Source organism: Streptomyces sp. TLI_146, from assembly GCF_002846415.1.
Lineage (GTDB): Bacteria > Actinomycetota > Actinomycetes > Streptomycetales > Streptomycetaceae > Streptomyces.
On the sequence record NZ_PJMX01000001.1, the window covers coordinates 4,704,759 to 4,719,498 of the forward strand.

Sequence of the window (14,740 nt, forward strand, 5' to 3'; positions counted from 1 at the left end):
CTTGACGGTCCGTCAGATTCGGCGTGCCGGGAGGACAGGGCTGTGGACTTCACCTTCACCGAGGAGCAGCAGGCGGCCGTCGAGGCGGCGAGGGCGGTCTTCTCGGGGGTCGTGCCCGACGCGGTGCCGAGCCCCGCGCTGGCTCAGGGCGCGGTGGCCGAGGAGTTCGACCGCCCGCTGTGGGCCAAGCTCGCCGAGTCGGACCTGCTGAGCCTGGTCCTCGACGCCCGGTACGGCGGAGCGGGCCTCGACCCGATCGCCCTCTGCCTGGTGCTGCGCGAATCCGCGAAGGTGCTCGCCCGGGTGCCGCTGCTGGAGAGCAGCGCGGTGGCGATGGCCGTACAGCGTTACGGGGACGCCGAGTTGGCCCATGAGCTGCTTCCCGCCGCCGGGCGGGGCGAGCTGGTGTTCACCGTCGGAGCCAACGGCCGCACCGGCCACGACCCCGCCGAACTCGCGGTCACGGCACGGCCGGAGAGCGGCGGCGGCTGGGTGCTCGACGGGGTGCAGACCGGAGTGCCCTGGGCGCAGAACGCGGACCGTATAGCCGTGCCCGCGCACACCGGGGAGGGCCGCTCCGTACTGGCGCTGGTCCCCCGAGTCCACGACGGGATCACGCTCGCCGACCAGATCTCCACCAGCGGCGAGCGCTTCGCCGAGGTCCACCTCGACTCCGTACGCATCGAAGCGCGCGCCGTCATCACGGCCGAAGGGGCCTGGGAGTGGCTGCGCGAGCTGCTGGCCACCGGCACCTGTGCGCTCGCGCTCGGCCTCGGCGAAGGCGTACTCGCGATGACCAGCCAATACACCGGGAAACGCGAACAGTTCGGGTTCCCCATCGCCACCTTCCAGGCAGTCGCCGTCCAGACCGCCGACCGCTACATCGACCTGCGCGCGATGGAAGCCACCCTGTGGCAGGCCGCGTGGCGCATCAGCACCGGCGCCGGGGGAGCACTGCCCGTCTCCGGCGACGTGGCGGTGGCGAAGATCTGGGCGTCCGACGGCGTACGCAGAGTCGTACAGACCGCCCAGCATCTGCACGGCGGCTTCGGCGCCGACACCGACTACCCCCTGCACCGCTACCACGCCTGGGCCAAGCAACTGGAACTGTCACTCGGCCCGGCCGCAGCCCACGAGGAAGCCCTCGGCGACCTACTGGCCGCGCACCCCCTCGGGTAACGGGACGTACACCACTCGCACCGCAGCGCGAGTGGCCCCATCCAGGTGGTCGTCAGAGGACGAAGGCCGGGCCCTCGCTGTCGGTGACCATGGGGCGCCCGGCGGCGTCCCACGCCTGCATGCCGCCGTCGACGTTCACGGCGTCGATGCCCTGCTGCACCAGATACTGCGTGACCTGCGCGGACCGGCCGCCGACCCGGCACATCACATACGCCCGGCGACCGTCCTCGACGGCCTGCGTCACCTCGCCGAAGCGCGCCACGAAGTCACTCATCGGCACGTGCAGCGCGCCCTCGACATGCCCGGCCGCCCACTCATCGTCCTCACGGACGTCCAGCACCAGGGCGTCGGCCGGCACGCCAGCGACATCCACGGACGGCAGCTGGGCGAAATTCATGGGTCATGCCTTCTCTCGTACACGTCGGCCAGAGCGGCCGCTCAGCGGTGTCAGCCGTAAGGGCAGGTCATCGGGAACGCTACTGCACCAGCTCGGCCAGAACCGCCTCGCGCCCGGCCACCTCGGCCAGCAGCTGCTCGGCGATCTCCTCAAGGAGCCGGTCGGGGTCGTCGGGCGCCATCCGCAGCATCGAGCCGATCGCGCTCTCCTCCAGCTCACGGGCCAGCACGGCCAGCAGCTCCTTGCGCTGGGCCAGCCACTCAAGACGGGCGTAAAGCTCCTCGCTCTCGCTGGGCCGCGCCTCCTCCGGCACCGGCCCCGCCGCCCACTCCTCGGCGAGCTCCCGCAGCAGCTCCTCGTCGCCGCGGCCATAGGCGGCGTTGACCCGGGTGATGAATTCCTCGCGCCGGGCCCGCTCCTGCTCCTCCTGCGCGAGGTCGGGGTGCGCCTTGCGCGCCAGCTCGCGGTAGAGCCTGCGCGCCTCCTCACTAGGGCGGACCCGCTTGGGCGGCCGTACGGGCTGGTCGGTGAGCATCGAGGCGGCCTCGGCGGAGATCCCGTCCGTATCCATCCAGTCGTGGAAGAGCTCGTCGACCCCGGGCATCGGCTGCACCACGGCCCGCGCCTCGCGCGCCTTGCGCAGATCCTCCGGGTCGCCGGTGAGCGAGGCCCTGGCCTCGGCGATCTGGGCGTCGAGCTCGTCGAGCCGGGCGTACATCGGGCCGAGCTTCTGGTGGTGGAGGCGGGAGAAGTTCTCCACCTCCACACGGAAGGTCTCCACGGCGATCTCGAACTCGATCAACGCCTGCTCGGCCGCCCGCACAGCCCTGTCCAGCCGGGCTTCGGGCCGTTCCGCGTTCTCAGGGTCCTCGGGCCGGGCGGTCGTCTCTTCGGCAGGTTCGTCCGTCACTGGTCCAGCGTACGGGCGCGGGGGGTGGGGGCCCCTCCCTCCCCCCACCCCCCTCCCCACCCCCCTCGTCTACACCCCCAGCTCTGCCGCCACCCGCCCGTCCCTGATCGCGGCGAGCAGCGTCGCGTGGTCGGACTCCGTGCGGTCGGCGTAGAGGACCGCGAACCCGGCCACGGCGTCGTCGAGCTCTTCGTTCTTGCCGCAGTACCCGGCTATCAGGCGCGGGTCGGCGCTGTGGGCGTGGGCGCGGGCCAGCAGTGCGCCCGTCATGCGGCCGTAGTCGTCCAGTTGGTCGGCGGCGAGTGCCGCGGGGTCGACGCTGCCCTTGCGGTTGCGGAACTGCCGTACCTGGTAGGGCCGGCCGTCGACGGTGGTCCAGCCGAGCAGGATGTCGCTGACGACCTGCATCCGCTTCTGGCCGAGGACCACTCGGCGGCCTTCGTGTCCCGCGTCCGGGGCGTGGAAGCCGGCCTTGGCCAGGTGCGGCAGCAGGGCGGAGGCGCGGGCCTCCTTGACCTGGAGCACCAGGGGCTCGCCGCGGTGGTCGAGGAGCAGCACCACATACGACCGTGTTCCGACGCTGCCGGTGCCGACGACCCGGAAGGCCACGTCGTGTATCGCGTACCGCGCGAGGAGCGGCAGGCGGTCTTCCGAGAGGGTTTCCAGGTAGGTGCCGAGCGAGGCCGCCACCGCTGCCGCCTCGGCGTCGGGCACCCGGCGCAGCACGGGCGCAGCGTCGACGAAGCGGCGGTGTCCGTCGGTGCTCTGCTCGGTGGCCTTGGCGGCGAAGCGGGCGCTGGTGTTGTTGCGGGCCTTGGCCGACACCCTCTCCAGGGTGCCGAGCAGGTCCCGCGCGTCGGTGTGGGAGACGAGTTCCTCGTCGGCTATCGCGTTCCAGGCGTCGAGCACCGGCAGTTTCGCGAGGAGCCGCATGGTCCGCCGGTAGGCGCCGACCGCGTCGTAGGCGGCGGCCCGGCAGGTGTCCTCGTCGGCGCCCGCTGCCCGGCCGGCCAGGACCAGGGAGGCGGCGAGGCGCTTGAGGTCCCATTCCCAGGGGCCGGGCACGGTCTCGTCGAAGTCGTTCAGGTCGATGACGAGCCCACCGCGCGCGTCACCGTAGAGGCCGAAGTTCGCCGCGTGGGCGTCGCCGCAGATCTGGGCGCCGATTCCGGTGACGGGGGTGCCGACGAGGTCGTGGGCCATCAGTCCGGCGGCGCCGCGCAGGAAGGCGAAGGGGGAGGCCGCCATGCGGCCCACCCGTATCGGCGTGAGCTCGGGCACGCGGCCCAGGTTCGACTCCTCGACGGCGCGGACCGCGTCGGGCCGGTCGGTGGAGAGGACCAGCGAGTCGTGCGAGGAGCGGGGCACACGGTCGCGCAGTGCCTTGCCGTCGCTCTTCGGCGAGCCGGCCCGGTGGCCCGGTCCCCGGCTCTTGTGGTGCCGGAAGCCCGGCACCTCGGGAATCCGGATCTGCCCGTCGTCGGGCACCGCCCGCATGGCCGGAATCACCGCCTCGACATCGCTCATCGCGTGCCGCCTCCCCCGTGCTCGTTCAACATCAACAGCTCGAATGCCATGAAGGTACCGTCGGCGGCCGACAGCCGTCTCCCCCTGTGGATAACTCCCGGCGATGGCCATCGGGCAGGTCATCGCCGGGAGTTGTCCACAGCCGAACGATCGAGGTCAGTCAGGCAGACGGGACAGGCAGCAGTCGAGGTCAGACGCCGACCGCTTCCTCCATCTCCTCCTCGGCCTCCCCCTCCCGGCCCCCGCGTCCGGCACCGCCTTCGGCACCGGCACCACCCACGGCGCCCACACCAGCACCAGAACCAGCACCCGCACCGGCCCCCGAGGCCACCGCCTCCCGCCCCCGCTCGGCCACCGCCGCGATGCCCATCAGCACCACGCCCGCCAGCAGCCAGAGCACCAGGACCAGTACGTGGCCGCCGAGGCCGTTGCCCGCGAAGTACACGTGGCTGCGGGCGCCCTCGACGAATCCGGCGCCGTTCCAGAAGGCGTGCAGGGCGCCGAAGAAGCCGGGCTGGAGTTCGGGCCGGAAGATGCCGCCCGAGCTGGTGAAGTTGAGCATCACGAAGAGGACCATCACGCCGAGCGTCGTCCACCTCTTGAGGAAGGTGTGCAGCCCGACGCCGATCAGCAGGATCCCGGCCGAGTACAGCCACGCCATGCCCCAGACGCCGCCGAGTCCGGTGTCGACGAGGTGGAACATCGGGCCCGCGAAGACCGCGCCGATACCGCTGACCAGGACCGACATACCCAGTGCCAGCAGCGCCCTGATCCGCAGGGGCAGCACCGCGCCGGCGCCGCCGATCACCGCGACGGACGCGTAGGAGCCGATGCTCAGCGCGACCAGGAGGAAGAAGATGCCCTGGCCTGTCGGGTCGCCCTTGGCGAGGTGCGTCACGTCGGTCACCTTGAGGGGGGCGTCCTGCGCCGCCGCCACCTTGGTGAAGACCTTCTCGACGGCGGTGGCGCTGGTGTCGGAGGAGGCGGAGGCGACGAGCAGTTCGGGCTTGGCGCCGGGGATGTAGGCGCCGTACACGTGCTGGTGCTCAAGGCTGTCGACGGCGGTCGCGCGGTCGGGGACGGTACGGACGTCGAGCGCGCCCGCGCCCTTGTCCTGGAGGGTCTGGGCGAGCACCTGCGCGCTGGGCCCCGAGCCGACGATGTCGACCCGCAGGTCGTGCGGCTGAGGGTTGTGGAAGGCCCCCAGATACGCGAGGCCCATCCCGACGCACATCAGCAGCGGGGTGAGGAGATGGCTGAGCACATGGCGCAGAGGGCTGGGAGCGGTACCGGCGGACACCACAACTCCAATGGTTGGCTTATACAACTCACTCGATACGTTGTACTCTACAACCACTTTATTGAAATGGCGAACGCCCAGATCAGAGCCCTCAGACCAGAGCACCCAGCTCACAGGAATCCGAGCAGAACTCTCAGCTCAAAGCCCCCACAACCGCCCCCCGCCCCGCCCACCACCCGCCGTTTCACGTGAAACAAGCCCCCCGGCGCCAGGGCTAACGGCTACCGGCCGCCAGCCCAACCGGACCGCCCCTACAACCCCGCATCCCGAGCCAGCAGCGCCGCCTGCACCCTGTTCTCGCACTCCAGCTTCGCCAGGATGCGGCTCACATACGTCTTCACCGTGGCCTCGCTCATATGGAGCCGCTTCCCGGCGTCCGCGTTGGACAGGCCCTCCCCGAGCAGCGCCAGTACGTCCCGCTCCCGCGCGGACAGCACCTCCACCCGGCGCCGCGCCTCCTCGCCCCGGGCCGCCGCGCGCCCCGTGGCCAGCTGGTCCACGACGTGCCGGGTCGCACCGGGCGACAGATAGGCGTCCCCGGCCGCCGCAGCCCGCACCGCGGCGATCAGCTCGGCCGGGGCGGTGTCCTTCAGGAGGAATCCCGCGCCCCCGTGCTCCAGCGCGCGCAGCACGTTCTCCCGCTCGCCGAACGTCGTGAGGATGATCACTCGGGCCGCCGGGGTGCTCCTGCGCAGCTCTGCCAGCGCGGTCAGGCCGTCCATCACCGGCATCTGGATGTCGAGCAGCACCACGTCGGCGCCGTGCGCCCGGGCCGCCTCGATGGCCTCCCGACCGTTCGCCGCCTCGGCCGCCACCTCGATGGCCGGGTCCGACGTGAGGATCATCCTGATCCCCGCCCTGATCAGCGGCTCGTCGTCCGCGATCACGACCTTGATCCGGACGCCGTGTGCGCCCCCCGGACCGAGTGAGCCGAGTGGACCGCCTGGACCGCCTGGACCCGTCACGCCTGCTCCTGTCCTCGCGCCGCGGCCGACGCGCGGCCGGCTCCCGCCCCGCCACCGCACCGCCGCTCGACCCGCACTCCGTAGCTGTACTCCGCACCCGTACCCGTACGACGAGCTAGCGCTCGACCTCGTACGACTGCTTCTCGATCAGCTTGCCGTCCTTGAAGCAGAAGCGGAAAACCGGCTCGGTCTTGACGCTGTCGCCCAACTCGGACGACATCAGCACCAGGCAGCTCGAACCGGCGGGCTCGGCGGGGCCCTTGCCGGGCAGTCCCTTGGTCATGAAGGTGTCGCCGTCGGGCAGCCGGTCGCGCACGTCCCGCTCGGGGCTGCCGACCTTGATGGCGTTGTACTCGGCGGGGTCGATCATCGCCTTGTCCGCGGACCCGGCGAGGAAGAACAGCCCGACACCCGCGGCCACCGCGAGCAGCACCACCACCGCGAAGGCGATCCCGCACCCCAGGGCGACGCCACCCCTGCTCCTGCTGCTCATGGCCAACTCCCTCTCCGCGACGTTCAGGTCGACGTTCCAGTCGACGTGCCGGCCGGCCCACTGCCGGCCGGTCCCCGTCGCACCGGCCGCACCACCGTCGCCGAGTGGGAAGGGCCCCGGCTGCTGTCGGAAGTCGTCCGCCGTATCGACGAAGGTCGTCGCCTCCGCCGCTCCGTACGGGAGTACTCCGGCCACCCGGAAGCCCCCGTCGTCGGTCCGGCCGGTGTGGACCATGCCGCCGACCAGCCGGGCCCGTTCGTGCAGCCCGGTCAGGCCCTGGCCGCCGCTGACCACTTCGTCCGGCGGCGGCCCGGCCACCGGGCCGTTGACGACCTCGACGACGAGCGAGTCGGGCTCGTAGCGCAGTTCCACGCCGATGGGGGCGCCCGGCGCGTGCTTGTACGCGTTGGTCAGCGCCTCCTGGACGATGCGGTACGCCGCGTGGTCGGAGGCGGGGGCGAGTTGGCGCGGCTCACCCGTCTCGCGCAGCTCGACCGCGGTGCCCGCCGCCCGGGCGGCCGCCACCAGGGGCTCGACGCCCGCCGTGCCGCGGGCAGCGCGCTGGGCCTCGTCCGTGTGGTGTTCCGGTGCCTCGACTCCGTCGCGCAGGATGCCGACGACCGCGCGCAGTTCGTGCATGGCGGCGACCGAGGCCTCCCGCAGCACCCCGACGGCCTCGCGCTGGCGGCCCGTCAGCGCCGGGTCGACCTCAAGGGCGCCGGTGTGCACGGAGATCAGCGCCAGTTGGTGGCCGAGGCTGTCGTGCATGTCCTGGGCGATGCGCTGGCGCTCGCGCAGCCGGGCCTGTCCGGCGACCATCGCGCGCTCGCGCAGCAGCTGCGCGTTGCGCTCCTGCATGGTCTGCAGCAGGGTGCGGCGCTGGTACCAGTAGCGGCTGGCGAGGCCCGGTACGACGGCGATCACCATGAAGAAGAGCGCCGCGAACAGGGCGAGGACGAACAGCGGCCCCTCGCCGGACTCGGTGAGCGCGATGCCGGCCAGATATCCGGCGAACGCGGCGCAGAAGGCGGCCAGGGCCCGCCCGGCCCCGGCGATGCGCCGCCCCGCCGAGCAGGCCACCACGAGCAGCAGCAGGGCGGCGCCCGCGCTGGCCCCGCTGAGCGCGGCCGTGGCGATGAGCACGCCGGCGGGGAAGGTGCGGCGCAGCGGCGTCAGGACGAGGACGGCGACGGCCACCAGGGCGGGCACCACGAGGCCGCCGTTGGCCAGCAGGCTCGCACCGGCGGCGGCCAGGGCCAGCAGGAGGGCGAGGGCCGACTCGCCGACGGTCCGGCGGCGGGACCAGGGCTCCGGTCCGGCGAGCCGGCGGCGGGCGTCCTGGATCTTCGATGACACATCCACGTCCGCACCCTAGGCAGCGGCCCGGGTGCCGGACGGCTCTCTTTCGTCGCGCCCCGCCGAGACGAAAGTCTCCGTGGCGGCCGACCCGGCGGGCACCTCGCGCGGCCGCCGAAGTCTTCCGTACATCCGGGAACGCGGAAGCCCCGCCGGTCGTTTGACCTGCGGGGCTTCCGTTCTGTGGGCGAGGGGGGATTTGAACCCCCACGTCCCGAAGGACACTGGCACCTGAAGCCAGCGCGTCTGCCGTTCCGCCACTCGCCCGAGTGGTGTCCAGTTCTTCGAACCGTTTTGGTCCGTTTCCCTGGCGACGTCGAGAAGATTAGCACGCTGCGCAGGGTGGATTCACATCCGTTGTTTCCGCTGCCCCTGGAGGGCAGGAGAGGGGGAGGAAGGGCGACGTACAGCGACGATCCGAGGACCCACAGAAACCTCACAGGGGGCCGGTGGGAACGAGGAGGGGCTCCACCCACTCCTCCACGGTGCACCCCGGGTGCGGGACACTGTCAGGAGGCCACCTCTACGATCCGTGTGAGAGGTGACACTCGTCCACCGGTCACAGAAGGGGAACCAGCCGATTTCCCGACGCGTGGATACGATCAGTAAGCAGTACCAGGACGACATCGACGGAGGAGGTGCCCCATGGGAGTCCTGAAGCGTTTCGAGCAGCGTCTCGAAGGCCTGGTCAACGGCACCTTCGCGAAGGTCTTCAAGTCCGAGGTCCAGCCCGTCGAGATCGCCGGCGCCCTCCAGCGCGAGTGCGACAACAACGCGACGATCTGGAACCGCGAGCGGACCGTCGTCCCCAACGATTTCATCGTCGAGCTCAGCGCGCCCGACTTCGAGCGCCTGAGCCCGTACTCGGGCCAGCTGGGCGACGAACTGTCCGGCCTGGTCCGCGACTACGCCAAGCAGCAGCGGTACACGTTCATGGGGCCGATCAAGGTCCACCTGGAGAAGGCCGAGGACCTCGACACCGGCCTGTACCGGGTGCGCAGTCGTACGCTCGCCTCCAGCACCGACCAGCAGGACCAGCACAACCAGCAGGAGCAGTACGGAGCCAGGCCCGCGGGTCCGGCCCGTCCCGCTCCCGCCGCCGCACCGCCGCAGTCCCCCCAGGGCCGCGGCGGCTACGGCTATCCGCCCGCCGCCGCTCCGCCGATGCCGGCCGCCCCGCCCCCCGGCGGGAACGGCGGGCCCGGCCGCCCCGGCGCGGACCGCCGCCCGACGGCTCCCGGCCCCATGCCGGGCTCCCCGGTGCGGCGCTGGATCGAGATCAACGGCACCCGCCACCAGATCTCCCGCCCGACGCTGGTGCTGGGTCGCAGCACCGACGCCGATGTGCGGATCGACGACCCCGGCGTCTCGCGCCGGCACTGTGAGATCCGGACCGGAACGCCCTCGACGATCCAGGATCTCGGGTCCACCAACGGCATCGTGGTGGACGGGCAGCACACCACCCGCGCTACGCTCCGCGACGGCTCGCGGATCGTCGTGGGCAGCACCACCATCGTTTACCGGCAAGCCGAAGGGTGAAGCGGGGGCAATGTCAGAGCTGACCCTCACGGTCATGCGGTTGGGTTTCCTCGCCGTACTGTGGCTGTTCGTCATCGTGGCCGTCCAGGTCATCCGCAGCGACCTGTTCGGCACCCGGGTCACCCAGCGCGGTTCGCGCCGGGGTGGCGACACGGGCCGCCAGCAGACCGGCCGGCAGGCGGCCGCTGCCGCCGCGCCGCCGCAGCAGCGCGGCCAGCAGGCCCCGTCGGGCGGCCGCCAGCGCCGGGGCGCGCCCACCAAGCTGGTGGTGTCCGAGGGCACCCTCACCGGCACGACGGTCGCGCTCCAGGGCCAGACCATCACGCTGGGCCGGGCGCACGACTCGACGATCGTCCTCGACGACGACTACGCGTCGAGCCGGCATGCCAGGATCTACCCGGACCGCGACGGCAACTGGATCGTCGAGGACCTCGGTTCCACCAACGGCACCTACCTGGACCGGACGCGGCTCACCACCCCGACCCCGATTCCGCTGGGCGCGCCGATCCGCATCGGCAAGACCGTCATCGAGCTGCGGAAGTAGTACGACAATGAGCGAGCGGAGCGAGCGAGCCGCGGCGGTCCGGACGACGGACCGGGACGGGCTCCCGACCGGAGGGTGGGCAGTGTGGCTCGACATGACCGGCTGTACCCCGAGCCGACGGGCGAGGTGGGTATGAGTCTCTCCCTGCGCTTCGCCGCCGGATCCCACAAGGGCATGATCCGCGAGGGCAACGAGGACTCCGGTTACGCGGGTCCGCGCCTCCTCGCGATCGCCGACGGCATGGGCGGCCAGGCCGCCGGTGAGGTCGCCTCCTCCGAGGTGATCTCCACCCTGGTCACGCTCGACGACGACGTGCCCGGCTCGGACATCCTCACCTCGCTCGGTACGGCGGTGCAGCGCGCCAACGACCAGCTGCGCATGATGGTCGAGGAGGACCCCCAGCTGGAGGGGATGGGCACCACGCTCACCGCTCTGCTGTGGACGGGCCAGCGCCTGGGCCTGGTGCACGTGGGCGACTCGCGCGCGTACCTGCTGCGCGACGGGGTGCTCACCCAGATCACGCAGGACCACACCTGGGTGCAGCGGCTGGTGGACGAGGGCCGCATCACCGAGGAGGAGGCCACGACGCATCCGCAGCGCTCGCTGCTGATGCGCGCGCTCGGCAGCGGCGACCACGTCGAGCCGGACCTGTCGATCCGCGAGGTGCGGGCCGGCGACCGCTATCTGATCTGCTCCGACGGCCTGTCGGGGGTGGTGTCCCACCAGACGATGGAGGACACCCTCGCCAGCTACCAGGGCCCGCAGGAGACGGTGCAGGAGCTGATCCAGCTCGCGCTGCGCGGCGGCGGCCCGGACAACATCACGGTGATCGTGGCGGACGTCCTGGACGTCGACTCCGGCGACACGCTGGCCGGGCAGCTCAGCGACATCCCGGTGATCGTGGGCGCGGTCGCCGAGAACCAGCTCCAGCTCAACGACGACGGGGCGATGCAGACCCCGGCGGGCCGCGCCTCCGGGCTCGGCCGCCCCACCCCGCCGCAGGGCGGCTTCGGCCCGCCCGGCAGCGGCGAGGACAGCGGCTACGGCGCCCCGCCCGAGGGCGCCTTCGGGGCCTACTCGGACGAGGACTTCGTCAAGCCGCGGCGCGGCAAGTGGCTGAAGAGATCCGCCTACATCGTGCTCGCGCTGGCCGTGATCGGCGGCGGGCTGTACGGCGGCTACCGCTGGACGCAGACCCAGTACTTCGTGGGCACCAAGGACGAGCACGTCGCGCTCTACCAGGGCATCAGCCAGGACCTGGCCTGGGTGAAGCTGTCGAAGGTGGAGACCGACCACCCCGAGATCGAACTCAAGTACCTGCCGCCGTACCAGCGCAAGCAGGTCGAGGCGACGATCGCGGAGAGCAGCCTCTCCAAGGCCGAGGCCAAGATCACCGAACTGTCCACCCAGGCGTCGGCGTGCAAGAAGGACGAGCAGCGGCGCGCCGCCGAGAACCAGAACCCGCCGAAGACCGGTACGACGGCCTCGCCGTCGCCCGGCAAGACCGGCTCCACCAAGACCACCGCCACTCCCACGCCCGGCCCCAGCCTCTCGGAGGAAGAGCAGAAGCTGGTCCCGCAGTGCGGTAAGCAGTAGGCAGCCGTAGGGGGCCTTTCCACACCATGAGCGTTGTCACCAACACGACCACCATCGGCGCGATCGACGCACCGAGCCGTCGCAACACCGAGCTCGCGCTGCTCGTCTTCGCCGTCGCCATCCCGGTGTTCGCGTACGCCAACGTGGGCCTGGCCATGACCGGCAAACTGCCGTCCGGCATGCTCGGTTACGGTCTGGGCCTCGGGCTCCTCGCAGCCGTCGGGCACCTCGTGGTGCGCAAGTTCGCCCCGTACGCGGACCCGCTGCTGCTGCCGCTGGCGACGCTGCTGAACGGGCTGGGCCTGGTGATGATCTGGCGCCTGGACCAGTCACCGCGTCTGATCCAGAGAGCCAAGAGCGCGTTCGGTGCCTTCCACCCGGACGCGCCCAAGCAGATGCTGTACACGGCGATCGGCGTGGCGCTGTTCATCGGTGTGCTCATGCTCCTGAAGGACCACCGGATCCTCCAGCGCTACACGTACATCTCGATGGCGGTCGCGCTATTCCTGCTGATCCTGCCGATGTTCTTCCCGGCGGTGAACGGCGCGAAGATCTGGATCTCCATCCCCGGTCTGGGCACGATCCAGCCCGGCGAGTTCGCGAAGATCATCATCGCGGTGTTCTTCTCCGGCTACCTGATGGTCAAGCGGGACGCGCTGGCGCTCGCCAGCCGCCGCTTCATGGGCCTGTACCTGCCGCGCGGGCGTGACCTCGGTCCGATCCTCGTGGTCTGGGGCATCTCGATCCTGATCCTGGTCTTCGAGACCGACCTCGGCACCTCGCTGCTGTTCTTCGGCCTGTTCGTCGTCATGCTGTACGTGGCCACCGAGCGCACCAGCTGGATCGTCTTCGGTCTGCTGATGTCGGCGGCCGGCGCGGTCGCCGTGGCGTCCTTCGAGCCGCACGTCCAGTCCCGGGTGAACGCCTGGCTGGACCCGTTCGCCTGCTACAAGACGGACAAGACCGGTGCCTGCGAGCAGATCGGCCAGGCGATCATGTCGTTCGGCTCCGGCGGCACGCTGGGCACGGGCCTGGGCCAGGGCAACTCCGACCTGATCGGCTTCGCCGCCAACGCCGACTTCATCCTCTCCACCGTCGGCGAGGAGCTGGGCCTGGCCGGGATGATGGCGATCCTGCTGATCTACGGCTTGATCGTGGAGCGGGGTGTGCGCACGGCGCTCGCCGCCCGCGACCCGTTCGGCAAGCTGCTGGCCATCGGCCTCTCGGGCGCGTTCGCCCTCCAGGTGTTCGTGGTCGCCGGCGGTGTCATGGGTCTGATCCCGCTGACCGGTATGACCATGCCCTTCCTCGCACAGGGCGGTTCCTCGGTCATCGCCAACTGGGCGCTGATCGGCATCCTCATCCGGATCAGCGACACCGCGCGCCGCCCGGCGCCCGCCCCTGCCCCGTCCCCCGACGCCGAGATGACCCAGGTGGTCCGACCGTGAACAAGCCCCTGCGACGGATCGCGATCTTCTGCGGGCTGCTGATCATGGCCCTGATGATCCGCGACAACTGGCTCCAGTACGTGCGCGCCGACGAGCTGAACGCGCACAAGTACAACCGCCGGGTCCAGATCGAGCGGTTCGCCCATGAGCGCGGCAACATCATCACGGCCGACGGCCAGCCGATGACCGCCTCCAAGGAGACCTCGGGCAGCGACTACAAGTTCAAGCGGACCTGGAACAACGGCACGCTGTGGTCGCCGGTGACCGGCTACAACTCGCAGGCCTTCGACTCCTCGCAGCTGGAGAACATCGAGGACAAGATCCTCTCCGGCAACGACGACCGGCTCTTCTTCGACCGCACCCTGTCGATGTTCACAGGTGAGAAGAAGCAGGGCGGCAACGTCGTCACCACCCTCAACAGCGCCGCCCAGAAGGCCGCCTTCGAGGGGCTCGGCGACAAGAAGGGCGCGGTCGCCGCGATCGACCCGCGCACCGGCGCGATCCTCGCGCTGGCCTCGACGCCGTCGTACGACCCGTCGGTCTTCGCGGGCAACACCAAGGCCGACTCCGAGGCCCGGCAGAAGCTCCTGCAGGACAAGGACAAGCCGATGCTGAACCGGGCGCTGCGCGAGACGTACCCGCCCGGCTCCACGTTCAAGGTGGTCACCGCCTCGGCGGCGCTGGAGAACGGGCTGTACACCAACATCGAGGAGCCGACCCGCTCACCGCTGCCGTACCAGCTGCCGCAGTCGACCACCCCGCTGAAGAACGAGGGGACCATCCCCTGCGAGAACGCCAGCCTCAAGGTGGCGCTCCAGTGGTCCTGCAACACCGTCTTCGGCAAGATCAGCGATGACCTCGGCAACGAGAAGATGATCAAGGAAGCCAACAAGTTCGGCTTCAACGACGAGATCTTCACCCCGGTCCGCGCCGACGCCAGCGTCTACCCCAAGGACAACCGGCCGCAGAACGCGATGGCCGGCATCGGCCAGGCCTCCAACCGCGCCACCCCGCTCCAGATGGCCATGGTCGCCGCCGCGGTCGCCAACGACGGCAAGCTGATGAAGCCGTACATGGTCGACCAGCTCCAGGCGCCCAACCTCGACGTCCTCTCCAAGACCCAGCCGGAGAAGATGAGCCAGCCGCTCTCGGCGGCCAACGCCCAGAAGGTCCAGGCGCTGATGGAGAACGTCGTCACCGACGGCACGGGCAAGAAGGGCGCCATCGACGGCGTCACCGTCGGCGGCAAGACCGGTACCGCCCAGCACGGCCTCAACAACAGCGAGAAGCCGTACGCCTGGTTCATCTCGTACGCCAAGACCGACCAGGGCTCCCCGGTCGCGGTCGCCGTGGTCGTCGAGGACGGCGAGGCCAACCGCGGCGACATCACCGGTGGCGGTCTGGCCGCTCCCATCGCCAAGGCTGTGATGAAGGCGGTGCTCAAGAAGTGACCCCGGGACGTTTCACGTGAAACAGTCCTCGTTTC

At 70.8% G+C, this 14,740-nt stretch carries 12 protein-coding genes and 1 tRNA gene; 6 read left to right on the forward strand and 7 right to left on the reverse strand.

What is annotated here, in order from left to right; all coding sequences use genetic code 11:
• Window positions 1-42: 42 nt before the first annotated feature.
• Window positions 43-1,179, forward strand: a complete 1,137-nt coding sequence (locus BX283_RS21110) for an acyl-CoA dehydrogenase family protein (RefSeq protein ID WP_101389123.1) — start codon at window positions 43-45, stop codon at window positions 1,177-1,179.
• Window positions 1,180-1,231: 52 nt separating this feature from the next.
• On the opposite strand, the gene BX283_RS21115 is transcribed toward BX283_RS21110, so the two are convergent.
• The 7 genes from BX283_RS21115 to BX283_RS21145 form a co-directional block, all read right to left on the reverse strand.
• Entirely contained in the window at window positions 1,232-1,576 is a 345-nt protein-coding gene (locus tag BX283_RS21115) for a rhodanese-like domain-containing protein (protein WP_101389124.1), read from the reverse strand.
• Between the two features lie 79 nt (window positions 1,577-1,655).
• Window positions 1,656-2,486, reverse strand: coding sequence for a hypothetical protein (locus tag BX283_RS21120; protein WP_101389125.1), 831 nt, complete (start codon window positions 2,484-2,486; stop codon window positions 1,656-1,658).
• 69 nt (window positions 2,487-2,555) lie between these two features.
• Entirely contained in the window at window positions 2,556-4,013 is a 1,458-nt protein-coding gene (locus BX283_RS21125; protein ID WP_101389126.1) for a DUF2252 domain-containing protein, read from the reverse strand.
• 190 nt (window positions 4,014-4,203) lie between these two features.
• A complete protein-coding gene (locus tag BX283_RS21130; protein ID WP_373979607.1) occupies window positions 4,204-5,247 on the reverse strand; it encodes a hypothetical protein in 1,044 nt (347 codons plus the stop codon).
• A 317-nt stretch (window positions 5,248-5,564) separates the two neighbouring features.
• Entirely contained in the window at window positions 5,565-6,200 is a 636-nt protein-coding gene (locus BX283_RS21135) for a response regulator transcription factor (protein WP_101389127.1), read from the reverse strand.
• A 193-nt stretch (window positions 6,201-6,393) separates the two neighbouring features.
• On the reverse strand, window positions 6,394-8,133 hold the full coding sequence (locus BX283_RS21140) for a sensor histidine kinase (protein WP_373979256.1): 1,740 nt from the start codon (window positions 8,131-8,133) through the stop codon (window positions 6,394-6,396).
• A 178-nt stretch (window positions 8,134-8,311) separates the two neighbouring features.
• Window positions 8,312-8,394 (reverse strand) — tRNA-Leu (locus tag BX283_RS21145).
• Between the two features lie 378 nt (window positions 8,395-8,772).
• Between BX283_RS21145 and BX283_RS21150 the strand changes: the two genes are divergently transcribed.
• The 5 genes from BX283_RS21150 to BX283_RS21170 all read left to right on the forward strand — a co-directional run bounded on the left by BX283_RS21150 (window position 8,773) and on the right by BX283_RS21170 (window position 14,705).
• On the forward strand, window positions 8,773-9,666 hold the full coding sequence (locus BX283_RS21150; RefSeq protein ID WP_101389128.1) for a DUF3662 and FHA domain-containing protein: 894 nt from the start codon (window positions 8,773-8,775) through the stop codon (window positions 9,664-9,666).
• A 10-nt stretch (window positions 9,667-9,676) separates the two neighbouring features.
• Window positions 9,677-10,210: an FHA domain-containing protein gene (locus tag BX283_RS21155; RefSeq protein ID WP_101389129.1), complete on the forward strand. Its 534-nt coding sequence runs from the start codon at window positions 9,677-9,679 to the stop codon at window positions 10,208-10,210.
• 132 nt (window positions 10,211-10,342) lie between these two features.
• On the forward strand, window positions 10,343-11,806 hold the full coding sequence (locus BX283_RS21160) for a Stp1/IreP family PP2C-type Ser/Thr phosphatase (protein ID WP_101389130.1): 1,464 nt from the start codon (window positions 10,343-10,345) through the stop codon (window positions 11,804-11,806).
• 26 nt (window positions 11,807-11,832) lie between these two features.
• Window positions 11,833-13,254, forward strand: coding sequence for an FtsW/RodA/SpoVE family cell cycle protein (locus BX283_RS21165; protein WP_101389131.1), 1,422 nt, complete (start codon window positions 11,833-11,835; stop codon window positions 13,252-13,254).
• Window positions 13,251-14,705 (forward strand): penicillin-binding protein 2, encoded by a 1,455-nt coding sequence (locus BX283_RS21170; protein WP_101389132.1) that lies wholly within the window; start codon window positions 13,251-13,253, stop codon window positions 14,703-14,705. The genes BX283_RS21165 and BX283_RS21170 overlap by 4 nt, the downstream gene beginning before the upstream one ends.
• Window positions 14,706-14,740 lie beyond the last annotated feature (35 nt).

What these genes read in the sequence shown, in the direction of transcription:
- BX283_RS21160 (WP_101389130.1), top strand. Translation starts at nt 10,343, where the DNA reads ATGAGTCTCTCCCTGCGCTTCGCCGCCGGATCCCACAAGGGCATGATC.
- BX283_RS21150 (WP_101389128.1), top strand. Translation starts at nt 8,773, where the DNA reads ATGGGAGTCCTGAAGCGTTTCGAGCAGCGTCTCGAAGGCCTGGTCAAC.
- BX283_RS21125 (WP_101389126.1), bottom strand. Translation starts at nt 4,013, where the DNA reads ATGAGCGATGTCGAGGCGGTGATTCCGGCCATGCGGGCGGTGCCCGAC.
- BX283_RS21130 (WP_373979607.1), bottom strand. Translation starts at nt 5,247, where the DNA reads ATGTGCGTCGGGATGGGCCTCGCGTATCTGGGGGCCTTCCACAACCCT.
- BX283_RS21165 (WP_101389131.1), top strand. Translation starts at nt 11,833, where the DNA reads ATGAGCGTTGTCACCAACACGACCACCATCGGCGCGATCGACGCACCG.
- BX283_RS21155 (WP_101389129.1), top strand. Translation starts at nt 9,677, where the DNA reads ATGTCAGAGCTGACCCTCACGGTCATGCGGTTGGGTTTCCTCGCCGTA.
- BX283_RS21115 (WP_101389124.1), bottom strand. Translation starts at nt 1,576, where the DNA reads ATGAATTTCGCCCAGCTGCCGTCCGTGGATGTCGCTGGCGTGCCGGCC.